This is a genomic window from Rhodococcus sp. P4_E4 (assembly GCF_056401575.1).
Genome location: NZ_JBFUJB010000001.1, coordinates 428146 through 443260, shown reverse-complemented (window position 1 = coordinate 443260; position 15115 = coordinate 428146). Strand labels below are relative to the sequence as shown.

General features: G+C 62.2%; 14 protein-coding genes. 11 read left to right on the top strand and 3 right to left on the bottom strand.

Annotation, left to right across the window (positions count from 1 at the left end; all coding sequences use genetic code 11):
• Positions 1-143: 143 nt before the first annotated feature.
• Complete coding sequence (locus tag AC1DVN_RS02145) at positions 144-863, top strand: DUF6319 family protein (protein ID WP_477993278.1); 720 nt, start codon at positions 144-146, stop codon at positions 861-863.
• A 74-nt stretch (positions 864-937) separates the two neighbouring features.
• Positions 938-1594: a S1 family peptidase gene (locus AC1DVN_RS02140; RefSeq protein WP_007732621.1), complete on the top strand. Its 657-nt coding sequence runs from the start codon at positions 938-940 to the stop codon at positions 1592-1594.
• A 13-nt stretch (positions 1595-1607) separates the two neighbouring features.
• Here the strand turns inward: AC1DVN_RS02140 and ilvD are convergent, their stop codons facing one another.
• Complete coding sequence (ilvD, locus tag AC1DVN_RS02135) at positions 1608-3302, bottom strand: dihydroxy-acid dehydratase (RefSeq protein ID WP_003940201.1); 1695 nt, start codon at positions 3300-3302, stop codon at positions 1608-1610.
• A 142-nt stretch (positions 3303-3444) separates the two neighbouring features.
• Between ilvD and AC1DVN_RS02130 the strand changes: the two genes are divergently transcribed.
• The 3 genes from AC1DVN_RS02130 (at position 3445) to AC1DVN_RS02120 (ending at position 6849) form a co-directional block, all read left to right on the top strand.
• Entirely contained in the window at positions 3445-3786 is a 342-nt protein-coding gene (locus tag AC1DVN_RS02130; protein ID WP_019745280.1) for a hypothetical protein, read from the top strand.
• A gap of 103 nt (positions 3787-3889) precedes the next feature.
• Positions 3890-5578: an alkaline phosphatase D family protein gene (locus tag AC1DVN_RS02125; protein ID WP_020970775.1), complete on the top strand. Its 1689-nt coding sequence runs from the start codon at positions 3890-3892 to the stop codon at positions 5576-5578.
• Positions 5575-6849, top strand: coding sequence for an alkaline phosphatase family protein (locus AC1DVN_RS02120; protein ID WP_029256241.1), 1275 nt, complete (start codon positions 5575-5577; stop codon positions 6847-6849). Before AC1DVN_RS02125 ends, AC1DVN_RS02120 begins: the two co-directional genes overlap by 4 nt.
• Here the strand turns inward: AC1DVN_RS02120 and AC1DVN_RS02115 are convergent.
• Positions 6846-7403 carry a TIGR03086 family metal-binding protein gene (locus AC1DVN_RS02115; RefSeq protein ID WP_477993275.1) on the bottom strand — a complete coding sequence of 186 codons (558 nt, stop codon included), beginning with the start codon at positions 7401-7403 and terminating at the stop codon, positions 6846-6848. The two genes, AC1DVN_RS02120 and AC1DVN_RS02115, sit on opposite strands and share 4 nt — an antisense overlap.
• Positions 7404-7504: 101 nt before the next feature.
• Between AC1DVN_RS02115 and AC1DVN_RS02110 the strand changes: the two genes are divergently transcribed.
• The 6 genes from AC1DVN_RS02110 to AC1DVN_RS02085 all read left to right on the top strand — a co-directional run bounded on the left by AC1DVN_RS02110 (position 7505) and on the right by AC1DVN_RS02085 (position 13990).
• A complete protein-coding gene (locus AC1DVN_RS02110) occupies positions 7505-8500 on the top strand; it encodes an aldo/keto reductase (protein WP_069145608.1) in 996 nt (331 codons plus the stop codon).
• 45 nt (positions 8501-8545) lie between these two features.
• On the top strand, positions 8546-9817 hold the full coding sequence (locus tag AC1DVN_RS02105) for an MFS transporter (RefSeq protein ID WP_019745275.1): 1272 nt from the start codon (positions 8546-8548) through the stop codon (positions 9815-9817).
• A gap of 70 nt (positions 9818-9887) precedes the next feature.
• Complete coding sequence (locus AC1DVN_RS02100) at positions 9888-10316, top strand: DUF6325 family protein (protein WP_019745274.1); 429 nt, start codon at positions 9888-9890, stop codon at positions 10314-10316.
• Positions 10317-10340: 24 nt separating this feature from the next.
• Complete coding sequence (locus AC1DVN_RS02095; RefSeq protein ID WP_021332003.1) at positions 10341-10661, top strand: SHOCT domain-containing protein; 321 nt, start codon at positions 10341-10343, stop codon at positions 10659-10661.
• A gap of 68 nt (positions 10662-10729) precedes the next feature.
• Positions 10730-12637: an alkyl/aryl-sulfatase gene (locus AC1DVN_RS02090; protein ID WP_477993272.1), complete on the top strand. Its 1908-nt coding sequence runs from the start codon at positions 10730-10732 to the stop codon at positions 12635-12637.
• Between the two features lie 114 nt (positions 12638-12751).
• A complete protein-coding gene (locus AC1DVN_RS02085; protein ID WP_477993270.1) occupies positions 12752-13990 on the top strand; it encodes an HNH endonuclease signature motif containing protein in 1239 nt (412 codons plus the stop codon).
• Positions 13991-14060: 70 nt separating this feature from the next.
• Here AC1DVN_RS02085 and AC1DVN_RS02080 read toward each other — a convergent pair whose 3' ends face one another.
• Positions 14061-15056, bottom strand: coding sequence for an endonuclease/exonuclease/phosphatase family protein (locus AC1DVN_RS02080; protein ID WP_051296084.1), 996 nt, complete (start codon positions 15054-15056; stop codon positions 14061-14063).
• Between the last annotated feature and the right edge of the window lie 59 nt (positions 15057-15115).

Here is a 15115-nt window from a genome sequence, read left to right as displayed (position 1 = left end):
TACTGAATTGGCCGAACCGCCTACGGATCCTCGGGCTCAGGCGGGCGGTGAGAGTCAACACGTCGGTGGCTTGTGCAAGAGTTGCCCCGAGAAAAGCACTGTCGATACTGAAATGCACGAGATACTTCTGAAAGGACCTGCGCATGCCACCCCGTAGACGTTCCGGCGCTGCCGCATCAACGCCGGATCACCTCACTGCGGACAATCTGGCAGCGCTCGCCACGGCTGTCGCCGAAGGCAAGCGCGCCACCGTCTATCTGCGCGAGGCGACTCCCAGCCTGGGGATCGAAGCCGGTACCTCGGCGAAAGTCGTGTCGGTGGACGGCAACACCGTGATGATCCGCCCCAAGGGCGTGAACGACGAATTGCCTTTCGAGGCAGAGGAATTGCGCATCAACCGCGTCTCCGCGGCGCCGGCCAAMCCGGCSCCACGGCCCAAACCAGTTGTGGAGTCCGAGCCCCTGATGGAGCCACTCGTAGAGCCTGTTCGACCGAAGCCGCGTGCGCAGCCTGCACCCGCTCCGGTACCGACTACCACTGCTGCCCCTGCCGCGACACCTCGTCCGGCCGTCAAGCGTGCGAAGAAACTGCCGGCCGGAATCAGCGTCACCATCCATGCGGGCGCGGACAACGACTGGAGCGTGACGGTCACACAGGGCGCCAAGCGTCCGGGCAAAGCAGTTCCGGTCGCACCCGATGCGGTCGAGCGAGCTGTCCGCGAGTTGGGTGAGCCCACCGCAATCGAGGCTGTCGAGTCCATCATCGTCGCTGCACGGGACATGGCTGCAGCGCGAGTCGACGAGTTGAGTCGTCAGCTCGAGGAGGCACGCAAGATGCTCGAAGCGCTCGGAGCTACCGACTAGAAACGCTGCGTAGGTCCGCACTTTCCGGGGTATGCGTTTTTTGCAGCGGGGAGATTACCGGCGGAGAGATTGTGATGTTGCAGCGAATTGTTTCGGCTCTGGCAGCGTTGGTCTTGGCACTCGGACTCGGGTTCATCGTCAGCAGCAACGCTGTTGCTGCACCCACGCCCATGGGTGGTGGTTCGGGCATCATCATCGACAATCAGCTGGTCTGCACGTTGACCACTATCGGGCACGACAACGGCGGCAGACTCGTGGGTATCACCGCAGGTCACTGCGGTGGTCCTGGATCGTTCGTGATCCCGGAAAGCAACGAGGACGCAGGCGTGGTCGGCACGTTCGTCGAGTCGAACCCGGACCTGGACTACGGGGTCATCCAGTTCGATCCGGGCAAGGTCACGCCAGTTCGAACGGTGGGCGCGGCAACCATCACCTCGATCGGCGCTCCGGCCAGCTTCCCGGCTACAGCCTGTAAGGAAGGCCGTACGACGGGCACGACCTGCGGCGTCGTCTGGGGAGACCTGAGCGCCGACGCATCCACCTGGACTCAGATCTGCGTCGACCACGGTGATTCCGGAGCCCCGGTCACGGTCGGGACGACGCTGGTCGCGATGGTCAACGCCTACCTCTGGGTGCCGTGCCTGGGGCCGGAACTCGGCACCAACATGACCTCCATCGTGGACACGATCAATGCCCACGGAGGCGTCGGCGCCGGGTACCGGCCCATCTAGCAGCGAGCTGGGATCAGCCGCACACTGCTCCACCCGAGGCTGATCCCACGAGCTTGGAGTACTTGGCCAACACACCGCGTGTGTAGCGAGGCGGCAACGGCTCCCAGCCCTTCTTGCGGGCTTCCAATTCGGAGTCGTCGACCAACAATTCGAGTTGTCCGGTACCCACGTCGAGCCGGATCTGGTCGCCGTCGCGAACGAACGCGATGGGACCGCCGTCGACGGCCTCGGGCGCAACGTGTCCGACACACAGGCCGGTGGTGCCGCCCGAGAATCGTCCGTCCGTCAACAGCAGGACGTCCTTGCCGAGACCCGCACCCTTGATCGCGCCCGTGATGGCCAGCATCTCGCGCATTCCGGGACCACCCTTCGGGCCCTCGTAGCGGATGACGACGACGTCGCCACCAGTGATGGTTCCGTCTTCGAGCGCGTCCATTGCGGCGCGTTCACGTTCGAAAACCCGTGCAGTGCCGACGAATACATCAGACTCGAATCCTGCCGACTTGACCACCGCGCCGCCGGGAGCTAGCGAGCCCTTCAGGATCGTGATGCCTCCGGTCGGGTGAATGGGCTTGTTCATCGCCCGCAGGACCTTGCCGTCCGGATCGGGCGGGGTGATGTGCGCCAGGTTCTCCGCAACAGTCTTGCCGGTGACGGTCAGGCAATCTCCGTGCATGAGTCCCGCGTCGAGCAATGCCTTCATGATGACGGGGACGCCGCCGATACGGTCGACGTCCGTCATGACGTGCTTTCCGAAGGGCTTGACGTCGGCGAGGTGCGGGACCTTCGCGCCGACGCGAGCGAAATCGTCGAGCGTCAGCGGAACGTACGCTTCGTGCGCGATCGCGAGGAGATGGAGCACCGCATTGGTGGATCCGCCGAACGCCATGACTACTGCGATGGCGTTCTCGAACGCCTCTTTGGTGAGGATGTCCCTGGCGGTGATGCCCCGACGAAGGAGTTCGACAACGGCTTTGCCGCTCTCGCGGGCGAATCCGTCGCGGCGACGGTCCGGTGCGGGCGGTGAAGCGCTGCCGGGCAGCGACATTCCCATGGCCTCGGCGGCGCTGGCCATCGTGTTTGCGGTGTACATGCCGCCGCACGCGCCTTCGCCCGGGCAGATCGCCCGTTCGATGGTGTCGACGTCGGCGCGGCTCATCAGTCCGCGCGAGCAGGCGCCCACGGCCTCGAACGCGTCGATGACGGTGACTTCCCGCTCGCTGCCGTCGGAAAGTTTGGCGACGCCGGGGAGGGTGGAGCCGGCGTACAGGAACACGCTGGCGAGGTCGAGGCGGGCCGCCGCCATCATCATGCCGGGCAACGACTTGTCGCAGCCGGCGAGAAGAACCGATCCGTCGAGACGCTCGGCCTGCATGACGGTCTCGACGCTGTCCGCGATCACTTCACGAGAGACGAGGGAGAAGTGCATGCCCTCGTGACCCATCGAAATGCCGTCGGAAACGGAGATGGTGCCGAATTCGAGGGGGAATCCACCGGCCTCCCGGACACCTTCCTTGACGGCCTTGGCCAGGCGATCGAGGGACAGGTTGCACGGCGTGATCTCGTTCCATGACGAGGCGACGCCGATCTGCGACTTGACCCAGTCGTCGTCACCCATTCCTACTGCACGCAACATGCCGCGCGCTGCGGTCTTTTCGAGTCCGTCGGTGACGTCACGACTTCTGGGCTTGATGTCGGGTTCGGTCATTTTCCAAGCATAGGCGTCAGCAGGATGTCTTTCCGGCAGACGAGCGACTCGAGTTGCCAACAGACGTCGTCCGTCGTGAATAGACTCGTCGCATCGCAGTCGGGGCTGAGTGTGCAGGTGATTGACGTACAGGGGGATTCAGGTGGAGTCGGAACTGATTTCAGCTTTCGGGTTTGCAGTTCTGGCGGCCGTCTTGACCGGTAGTGGTGTCTTCCTGGTTGTTCTGACGGTTCTGCACGAGATTGCCCGGTGGAAGGGCCGCTTCGTATCGGTGTGGGTGACTTTCTTTGCCGCACTGCTGATACTGCCTGTGCTGTTCGGTGCGTTGATCGCCGGCTATTCCGCGTTCTCCGAGATCGACGGGTCCGAGGCTCTGATTCCGCCGGCGTTCTGGATCCTGATCGCGGCCGGGGGTGCACTCGGCGGTTACATCGGAGTCAAGGTCGGTGTGGTTCGAGGCTCGGCCCTCGACTACCGGTTGTGATCGGGATCGACTCGGTCAAACTTTCAGAGAATCGCAGGCGAAGCCTGGGTGAACATCCCGAAGCTCTCTTGAACGGCCGTTCAGGTGCGGGTTCACTCCTAGCGTGCACACGAATGCCTTCGATCGAATATCCAGACGTGGCCTACTGCAGGGATCGGCGGCTCTCGCCGGCGCAGTAGGTCTCGGTGTCGCTTCGGCGAGCCACGCCGGTGCCGAGGTTCCGGGTGGCAGCCCGGGATTCGCGCACGGCGTGGCATCCGGTGACCCGTTGCCGGATGCCGTGATCATCTGGACCCGCATCACCCCAACGGCAGACGCAACGCCAGGTTCGGGCGTCGGGGCGGCGGTGACGCTCAACTGGCAGGTCGCGACCGATGAGGGGTTCGCGAGCGTTGTGGCGTCGGGAAGTGTTGCTGCTTCGGCAGAATCCGATCACACCGCGAAGGTCGACGTCACCGGACTCGATTCGTCGACGACGTACTGGTACCGATTCACTGCGGGTTCGGCTGTTTCTCCGGTGGGACGCACCCGCACGGCCCCCTCGAACTCGGCAGATCTCGATCGTCTCCGCTTCGGCGTCGTGTCCTGCTCCAACTGGGAAGCAGGATATTTCGGTGCTTATCGCCACCTCGCATTCCGCGAAGACCTCGACGCGATCATTCATCTCGGTGACTACATCTACGAGTACGGGCAGGGGGAGTACGGCGCGCGGAACGGATCCGTTCGCCTTCACGAGCCGGCCCACGAGATCATTTCGCTGGCCGACTACCGAATTCGGCACGCGCAGTACAAGACCGACCCGGATCTGGCTGCTCTTCACCTGAAACTCCCGTTCATCACTACGTGGGACGATCACGAATCGGCCGACAACGCGTACCGGGACGGCGCCGAAAATCACACTCCCGGTATCGAAGGCGATTGGGCAGATCGAAAGGCGAACTCGGCCAAGGCATATTTCGAGTGGATGCCTGTCCGCCCGTCGGGTAGTGGTTCGAGCGTTCAGCTGTATCGACGGTTCCGCTTCGGGAATCTGGCCGAGATCTCGATGCTCGACCTGCGTACCTACCGCGACGAGCAGCCGACGATGAAGCAGGTCGACGATCCGTCACGCACCATTACCGGACGCGCACAGATGGATTGGTTGACCAGCGGAATCGTCACCTCCCCGACGCAGTGGAAGATCGTCGGCAATCCGGTCATGATCACGCCCTGCGTGTTCCCGCCGCTGGAACCGGCGACCACCGCGGCGTTGACCGAACTGGTGGGAGTGCCGCAGGCCGGTGTCCCGTACAACACGGATCAGTGGGACGGGTACACCGCCGACCGCACCAGGCTTTTCGATGCGATCACCTCGAACGGTGTGGACAACACCGTCTTCATCACCGGTGACATCCACACGTCGTGGGCTTGCGACCTACCGACCAATGCCGCGAATTACCCAGGCGGGCCGACTGTCGGCGCTGAGTTCGTCGTCCCGTCGGTGACGTCGCCCAACATCGACGACATGCTGAAAGTGCCGCCGCGAACGGTAACCGTTGCGGCAGAAGAAGCATTCAAGGCAGTGAACCGACATGTGCGGTACGTCGAACTGGATTCGCACGGCTTCGGCGTATTCGAAATCGCCCGCGAAGGTACTCAGATGGATTGGTACTACGTCGACGATCTCACCAATCCACAGAGCAATGCGCACTACGCCGTGAGCTACCGTCTACCGGCAGGCGCGGGCAGTAGAGTCTCGCCCACTTCGGCCGCCCTCGATCAGGCCTCGTACCGACCAGGAGTCGACCAGTGAGTATCGAAGTTTCGCGTCGTAGCGTTCTGATCGGTGGAAGTGTTGTCGCCGGAACGGCATTGCTCGGAACGCCCGCTCGCGCGAGCGTTCCCACCAGCGCAGGCATCCCAGACCTGGACGTGCATGTCATCGTCGTCGACGGCATGCGTCCGGACGAGCTGCGATCGGAGCTCACCCCGACGCTGACCGGGCTTGCGGCCGGCGGTATTCACTACCCGGACGCCAGCGCCATCACGATCGCGGAGACGCTGCCGAATCACACGGCGATGATGACGGGAGTGCTGCCGGCGCGTTCGGGAGTGCCTGCAAACTCCGTCTACGATCCGTCCATCGACAAGAAGCGTGACCTCGATCGGCCTTCCGACCTGCAGGCATCGACGGTTCTTGATCGGGTGCGCACCGAACTCGGATTGACCACTGCGAGTGTGCTGTCGAAGCACTACCTCCACGGGCTGTTCGGTGACCGCGCCTCACTGGTGTGGGATCCCCAGCCGCTCGTTCCCGGCACGGAGCACGCGCCGGACAACTTCACGATCGACGCCTTGATCCGTATCGTCGGCGGGAACTCGCCGCGGCTCTCGTTCACCAACCTCGGTGACGTCGATCGGGTTGGGCACCTGGATCTGTCCGGTCCGTCCATCCGGATCGCTCGCACGGCCGCACTTCAGAACACCGACAACCAGGTTCGCCGCTTCGTCGACTTCCTTCATGACACGGGTCGCTGGAATCGGAGCATTCTGATCGTGTTGGCCGACCACTCCATGGACTGGTCGGAGCCCGCGCGGCTCATCGGACTCGATCGACCGCTGAACGCGGACCCGTTGCTGGCAGGCAAGATTCGAATCGCCCAGAACGGTGGCGCAGACCTGATCTACTTCGTCGGACCCGATGGCGAACGGGCGGAAGCCGTCAGCCGGATTCAGCAGATCGTGGATGGTGTGGACGGCGTCGAATCCAGCCACCTCCCCGCCGAATTCGATCTCGGCACCAATGCCGGTGACGTCGTTGCGTTTTGCGCTCAGGGCTGGCGGTTCAGTGATCCGACTCCACTGTCCAACCCGATTCCCGGCAACCACGGCCATTTCGTGACACTGCCCATCCCGTTCTTCCTCAGCGGCGGGCATCCCGCTCTCGACGGTGGACGGAAGATCGACACGCAGGCTCGCACGATCGACGTCGCGCCGACGGTTGCGGCTCTGCTCGGCCTCGGTGCACCTGCCGGCGGCTGGGACGGCGTCGCCCGCACGACGGGCGTGACGCTGAACGTCTAACGAGGATCGCGGCCGGTCAGGGCAATCAGCTTGTCCTGCAACGACGCATCGTCAGGAAGATCGACGGGAGCGGAGAACAGGCCGCTCTCGGCGAGCATGTCGCGCTGCCCGTCGAGGTCGGACCAGACGGCCTCGACGAGGTCTGGATCGAGTCGCTCGTCTGCTCCGACCGCTCGCGCGAGATCCCAGGTGTGGATCGTGACGTCCGAGGTCTGCTGGCGCAGATAGGGTTCCACCTTCACTGTGCCGTACGAGAGGTGAACGTGGGCACTGAGGTCCGTCGATTTCCACGCTTTGATGGCGGCATCGGAGTACTTCTGCCATTCGGTCCACAGGTCGTTCCCGACGGGAACGATGTCCGGTGTCGCCTCGCCGACCGTCAGTCCGGCCAGGAGCGGCGGTACCCACTGCTGCTCCTCGATGACGTGGCGGACGAGGTGTTCGACGTGCCAGTCGGAGTCGGGCGTGGGTGCGTTCCAGTCCTCGACTGCGGCGAGTCGTGAACCGAATTCGCGGTGGGCGGTGAGCACGAGTTCGAGCCAATCGAATGCCATCACTCGAGGGTAACCCGATCAGCGTGACGTTAATCGGTGCGTGAGGCTTCGATTCGGTGAAGACTGTCGAGGTTGTCGCTTAGTCGAATCGAGGAGTTTTCATGACCGTCCCCACCGTCACTCTGGCCGAAGGTCTCACTGTCAGCGCCCAGGGATACGGCGCGATGTCCGTCGCCCCTGTCTACGGCCCGGTGGATCCGGCCGAGGCGCTTGCCACATTGCACCATGCGGTGGACATCGGGATCACGTTCATCGACACCGCCAACGTGTACGGCGAGGGCTCGAGCGAGCGTGCGGTGGGAAAGCTTCTCAAAGACCGCCGGGACGAAGTGCAGTTGGCGACGAAGTTCGGTCTGGTCGGCAACATCGCCAACGGTCAGCGCGGGATCAACGGAGACCCGGCCTACGTACCGCAGGCACTCGACGAATCTCTGGGACGACTCGGCGTCGATCATGTCGACCTCTACTACTTGCACCGGGTCGACCCGAACGTTCCGATCGAAGACACCGTCGGCGCGATCGCAGAGCAGGTGAAGGCGGGCAAGGTCCGCAACATCGGCCTCTCCGAGGCGACCGGCGATGAACTGCGTCGTGCGTACGGGGTGCATCCGATCGCGGCGATCCAGTCCGAATGGAGCATCTGGAGTCGGGACGTCGAGAACAAGGTAGTACCCACCGCCGCGGAACTCGGAGTCGGATTCGTGCCCTTCTCACCTGTGGGCCGAGGCTTCCTGGCGGGATCGTTCGACGCGGAGACGCTCGGTGACAACGACCTGCGCCGACGCTTCCCACGCTTCTCGGACTCCGCGCTCCCTGCTAATCAGAAGGTTCTCGACGTGGTCCGCGCCGTCGGTGAGGAGCTCGGCGCGACGCCTGCACAGGTTTCCCTGGCATGGCTCGATGCCAAGGGCCGTCAGTACGGGTTGCCTTCCGTTTCGATTCCCGGCACGCGGTTCGCTGCACGAGTCACGGAAAACGCCGGAGCGTTGGACATCGTTCTGAGCGAAGACCAGATCGCTCGCCTCGACTCCCTCGCCGCGATCACCGAAGGCTTCCGTTCGGCTGATTTGAATTGGGTCTCTCAGGGCCGCGAATAATCATGTCCTGAGCCTTGCGAAAGACAGGAGTAACATACAGACCCGATGAAAAAAGTGTGGTTGGTCTGGGGTGTCGGTGTTTTTGCCTACGTGATCGCCGTGCTTCACCGCACTTCGTTCGGTGTCTCGGGTCTGTCTGCTGCTGATCGGTTCTCGATCTCGCCCAGCGTTCTGTCGAGCTTCGTCGTGCTGCAGATCGTCGTGTACGCCGGTATGCAGATTCCGGCGGGAGTTCTCCTTGACCGCTACGGTTCGCGGATCATGATCGCAGTCGGTGCGTTCATCATGATGTCCGCGCAGTTGGCTCTCGCCTTCACCGAATCGCTGCCCGTCGCGATCGGTGCACGTATTGCCGTCGGTGCCGGGGATGCACTCACGTTCATCTCGGTGTTGCGGTTGGTACCGCAGTGGTTCCCGCCCCGGCAGGTGCCGTTGGTCTCGCAGTTCACGGGCATCCTCGGTCAGCTGGGCCAGGTGATGTCTGCGCTCCCGTTCATGTTGCTGTTGTCCGGACCGGGCTGGACTTTTGCCTACGGCAGCGCTGCCGCTGTCGGACTGTTGGCGTTTGCACTGGCGTTGAGTGTCATCCGCGACGCTCCTCCCGGTGCCGACGTGGTCGCCGTGCCGGCCGGTGCCAAGGAGATCGGGCGACAGATCAAGACGGTGTGGATGCGGCCCGGCACCCGCCTCGGGTTCTTCAGCCACATGGGGACTCAGTTCTCGATCACGACGTTCGCGCTGCTGTGGGGTGTGCCGTACCTGAAATCGGCTCAAGGCCTCGACTCCACGACGGTCGGCTCGCTGCTGACGCTGTCGGTCATCTCGGCAATCGTGGCCGGCCCGATCCTCGGCATTCTCACCGGTCGCTATCCCATGCGTCGATCGTGGTTGGTTCTCACCATCATGGTGGCCAGCGCGCTCATGTGGACGATCGTGCTTTCACGAAGCGAACCGTCTCCGCTCTGGTTGTTGACGATCCTGGTGGTCGTCATCTCGGTGGGTGGGCCGGGTTCGGTGATCGGCTTCGACTACGCGCGTACGTCCAACCCGAGTTCGGCGATGGGCACCGCGCAAGGCATGGTCAACATCGGGGGATTCCTCGCTTCCCTCATCGTGATTCAAGTGATGGGCGTAATCCTCGGACACATGGGTGGCTACACGTTCGACGGATTCCGCGTCGCCTGGATGGTGCAATATCCGGTCTGGGTTCTCGGTATCGTCGGTGTGCTCGTCACTCGAGGCAAAGCCCGGCGAGCCCTCGCGGCAGAAGGCGTACACGTACGGCCGATTCGCGAAGTCATTCGTCGCAACAAATAACTCGATCGCATCGGGTAATTCATCCCCTGCGGGTGAGGTTCCCAAGCGTCCGAGCCACCAGGCTTGATGGATGAACGACGCAATGAACATCGGACCGGTCGAGCTCGTGGTGCTGGCATTCCCAGGTTCCACTGTGGATCCTGAAGCCGTCGCCGCGCTGCAAAACGTGGTGGAACGAGGTTTTGTCACCCTGCTCGACCTCGTGTACATCGCCAAGGACGCCGACGGACAGGTGTCACAGATCGACGTCGACGAAGATCTCACAGAGATCGGACTGGCGATTCTGTCCATCGAAGCCAAGGCATTGATCAGTGACGAGGATCTGGACGTGGTCCGTGAGTCACTCGAACCAGGAACGTCCGCCGCAGTCATCGTCTACGAGCAGACGTGGGCGCGTGAGCTCGCGTCGACGGTTCGCGGCGGCGGCGGCGATGTAGTCCTTCACGTTCAGGTACCGCGCGAGGTAGTCGTCGCAGCGGTCGAAGCAGCATTTCAGTAGCGACAATTACCCAAGGAGTTCGGCATGGTTTTTCGAGGTGGACGCAGAGGGCGGCCGGGGTTGCTCGGCACGGTGGCGCGCACTGCGGTAGTGGCTGGAACCGCAAAAGCGACGTCCAACGCCATGGATCGACGGAGTCAACGGAAGGCCAGCGAGCAGCAGCAGGAATACCAGCAGGAGTACCAGCAGCAACAGCCGCCGCCGCAGGTCGCACCCGTGCAGTCCGTTCCCCCTTCTGGCGCGGACGATCTGGTCTCCAAGCTGCAGGAGCTGGGTCAGCTTCATCAGACCGGCGTGTTGACCGACGCGGAGTTCGCCGCGGCAAAGTCGCAGTTGCTGAGCTAGTGCCCGCTGGTTCTTGAAGCCTTGAACGGGTTTACCACACTGGACAATTGAGCATGAAAGGCTGATCTATGATCGACCCACGCGCAGCATCGGCCGCAATCGAAGCGGCGAACTCCCGAGTCACCGAGATCCTGCCGTTCTCCGACAAGACCGATTTCACCGATGCCGAGCGCGGGTTCATCGGCGCGCTCGATCCCGGCGTGGTAACCGGACCCGACGGAAAAGTGCTGTGGGACAACGACTCGTACTCATTCCTGGATGAAGAGTGCCCGCCGACCGTCAATCCGAGCTTGTGGCGTCAATCGAGGTTGGTGGCCAAGCAAGGGCTATTTGCGGTGACGGATTCGATCTATCAGATACGCGGCCTCGATCTGTCGAATATGACCCTGATCGAGGGGGAGAGCGGGATCATCGTCATCGATCCACTGATTTCTCGGGAAACCGCGGCCGCTGGTCTCGCGTTGTATCGGGCGCATCGTGGTGATCGACCGGTTGTCGCGGTGATCTACACGCATTCGCATATCGACCATTTCGGTGGGGTCAAGGGGGTGACCACCGAAGACGACGTCGCTGCCGGGCGATGCGTGATCTATGCCCCAACCGGATTCGTGGAGCATGCCGTCGAGGAAAACGTCTATGCGGGAACGGCAATGGCTCGACGCGCGGCATACATGTACGGGGCGGCATTGCCTCGCGGTCCTCGAGGTGGTGTCGGTGCAGGGTTGGGCCAGACCACCTCCACCGGTACACCGACGCTGATTTCACCGACGGTGTCGATCTCGAAGACTGGTCATACAGAGACGATCGACGGCGTTCGGATCGAGTTCCAGATGACCCCAGGCACCGAGGCGCCGTCCGAGATGAACTTCTACTTCCCGGACTTTCGCGCACTGTGCATGGCGGAGAACGCAACTCATAATCTGCACAACCTGCTCACACTTCGTGGAGCGTTGGTGCGAGATCCGCATGTGTGGTCGGCGTACCTGACCGAATCGATCAATCGCTACGCCTCACGATCCGACGTCGTGTTTGCATCCCACCATTGGCCGACGTGGGGGACCGAACGGCTCACCGAGTTCATGTCATTGCAGCGCGATCTCTACGGGTACCTTCACGATCAGACACTTCGTCGAATCAATCAGGGGTGGACCGGTCTAGAGATCGCCGAATCCATCGAACTGCCAGCCGCCTTGGCGCAGGCGTGGCACACACACGGGTACTACGGTTCCGTCAGTCACAACGTCAAAGCCATCTACCAGCGCTACATGGGATGGTTCGACGGCAACCCAGCGCACCTGTGGGAGCATCCACCCGTCGAATCGGCCAAGCGTCACGTGGAGTTCATGGGCGGATCGGCAGAGGTGCTCCGAAAAGCTCGGGAATCGTACGAGCGCGGAGACTTTCGGTGGGTCGCGCAGGTGGTGAACTACGTCATCTTTGCTGAACCGGACAACGCGGAGGCCAAGACCCTGCAGGCCGATACCTTCGAGCAACTCGGGTACGGCGCCGAGAACGGCACCTGGCGAAACTTCTACCTCACGGGTGCATACGAACTGCGCAACGGTTCGGTGGGTACGCCCACAGTTGCTGCAGCTCCTGATATCACCGCAGCGTTGTCGGTGAAGCAGGTGTTCGACGCCGTGTCGCTCCGCGTCGACGGAGTGAGTGCAGCGAATTCCCACATCGTCATCGATTGGAACATCACCGACGAAAACATCGTGCACCGAACGGAACTGAGCAACGGAGTGCTGATCCATTTCGACGTGGAAGGTGGGTCTGCAGATGCTGGGTCTGTGGATGCGACGTTCAGTTTGAGTCGTCTCGGCTTACTCGGTGTGCTGCTCGGTGGTGCGGACCTGGGCGCCGAGATTGCGAATGGCAGTATCACGGTGGCCGGCGACCCGGCGAAGCTCGCAGAACTTGCGGGGCACCTCGACGAGCCTGACCCGAACTTTGCGATAGTCACGCCGACGTAGCAGCGTGTGGCAGTCGAGAGAGGCTGTATTTCAACGAGTCTCGAGTTCTTGGCGCTCGTGAAGTTGTCCGTTTTGTCTCTGGTTATAGAAAGTATGTTCGATTAAACTTTCGGTATGGACAGTCGGGATGCGTGGCAGCTGGATGGTGAGGGCCTCAAGTGTGAGGTTCTGGATCTGGTGCGTGTCCGGCACGAGTTGCAGTCGCGGTTGGTGTTGTTGATTGTGGAGATGTTTTCCCGTGAGGTTCTCGGTGGGAAGGGGTTTCGGGTGATCGCGCAGTGGTTGCATGGTTCGACGAATCTGGAGATCGGTGAGTGCAGTCTGCTGGTCGGGTTGGCGCGGTTGTTGATGCTCGAACCTGTTGTCGCGGATGCGTTTCACCGGGGTGATGTGGATGCGTTGAAGGCGCGTCAGGTGGCGTCGTTTTGTCAGCATCCGCCGAAGAATATGACCCTGGCGGATGTGGACAAGGCCCGGGGGATTCTGCTTGGCCTGGCGTCGAAGAATATCGCGGATTGTGATGCGGTGCGGGCAGCGATCCGCCGAATCGAGAAGCAGTACGGCAAGCGTGAGGACGGTGTTCCGGTCGGGGAAGATTCGGAGCGGAACGAGTTCTACGCCTCGAAAGGCTTGTACGGGCGGGTGTCTGTGAAGGGTGATCTGGATGCGGTGAACGGGGCACGGTTGATCACGTTGCTGTCGAGCCTGTCTGCTCCGACGCCGGAGAAGGACGGTGTCAAGGACGCCCGCACGCCGGCATTACGGCGGGCGGACGGGTTTTGTGAATTGTTGCGCCGGTATGAGCGGGCGGGGTTGGGTCCGATCGAAGGTGGAGTGAAACCGCACATCACGGTCACCGCGTCCGCGAAAGACATGACGGACCTTAAAGTTCTGAAAGACCTCCTGCCGTCGACGGAGGAACTCGGATTCGCGTGGACCGATTGGGTAGGCCCCATCAGTATCGACACCGCCCGGATGCTCGCCTGCGACTGCACAGTCACCCGGATCCTCCTGGATGAGAATGGTGTTCCGCTCGACTGCGGTAAGGAAGCGAGAACAGCGACGGTGCCGCAGCGGCGGGCTCTTGCGGTCCGGGATGGTGGGTGTGCGTTTCCGGGGTGTGGGACGCCGTCGGGGTGGTGCGATGCCCATCATATTGTTCACTGGAATGATGGTGGCCCAACAGATCTCGACAATCTGATCTTGTTGTGCGGTCATCATCATCGGACGATGCACCACACGGAGTGGCGGGTGGAGATCGGCCCGGATCGGAAGTCGGTGTTCTATCCACCGATGTCGATCGATCCGTATCAACAGCCGATCGGCGGGAACAGCCCACCGACAGCAGCCTGAAGTGAAACAACTCGAGACGCGAGCACCGGGGCACAACAATGCCCCGGTGCTTGCTCAATCCAGGATTTAGTCAAGACAACGTGATGTCGGCAATCAGGCCGTGGTGATCGGATCCCTCGATCTCGATCCGTTCCAAGGATGTCGCCACGGCGCCTTTGGTGATGATGTGGTCGATACCGACCACCGCCGGATACCACTTGTCGGTCGGGTACGTCGGGATCAGGCCGGAACCCAATTGATCGGCGGCGCTGGTGTATCCGTTGCTGAGGAGATTCCGGAACTGTTTGTTCGAGTACGACGCATTGAAATCGCCGCTGACTATCACATTGTCCATCCCGGCGACTTCGTCCATGTAAGACCCAAGCTTCTGCTGCTCGGCCGCCCACACCGAAGCCGGCGAGATGTATGCCGGTGCCGGATGCACGGCGAACAATGTGGCTGGCTGCGCCAAGCCGACATTCAGCTCTGCGGACAGCGTTTCGGGTGAGAACCCGTCGAGGCTACGTGGATTGGAGAGAGGAAAGCGACTGTAGATTCCGGCCCCGCCACCGCCGTCGGCGTAGGGGATCAGGAACTGGTGGCTCAGAACCTCTTCAAGCCCGGCGGCTTCGAGCGCCTCGGCTTCCTGGTACGTCAACTCCTGGACCGTCACCACGTCGACGTTGCGTTCGCGGACCATCGCCACAAGCGACTCCGGATCCGCTGCACCGACCATCAAGTTGGCCTGCATCAACCGAATCGATGGACCGTTCGCAGACGTCGACTCCCCAGTTCCGCCGATGTACAGCGGGCTCACAGACCATCCGAACAGTGCAAGGACGACAAGGGATGCGGCACAAACGATCCACTGACGCCCGATACCCGAGACGACGGCACCGATCAGCGGAGCAATCATCAACAAGGGTGCCACTGACGCCAGAACGATCACGATGTTGTGATCGACGTCCAGCTGAGTTGCGATCAAGGCAACCAAACCCGTCACGATTCCGGCCACACCAACCACGGCCGAAAGGCGGCGAAGAACCAGTCGACGAGGGGTCACGGTATCGGGTTGCATGACATCCATCGAAGCAGAAAGGCGCCGTAGCTCCGGGGAAGCGCAGGTGGAGTCGGTGCGCCCTATTG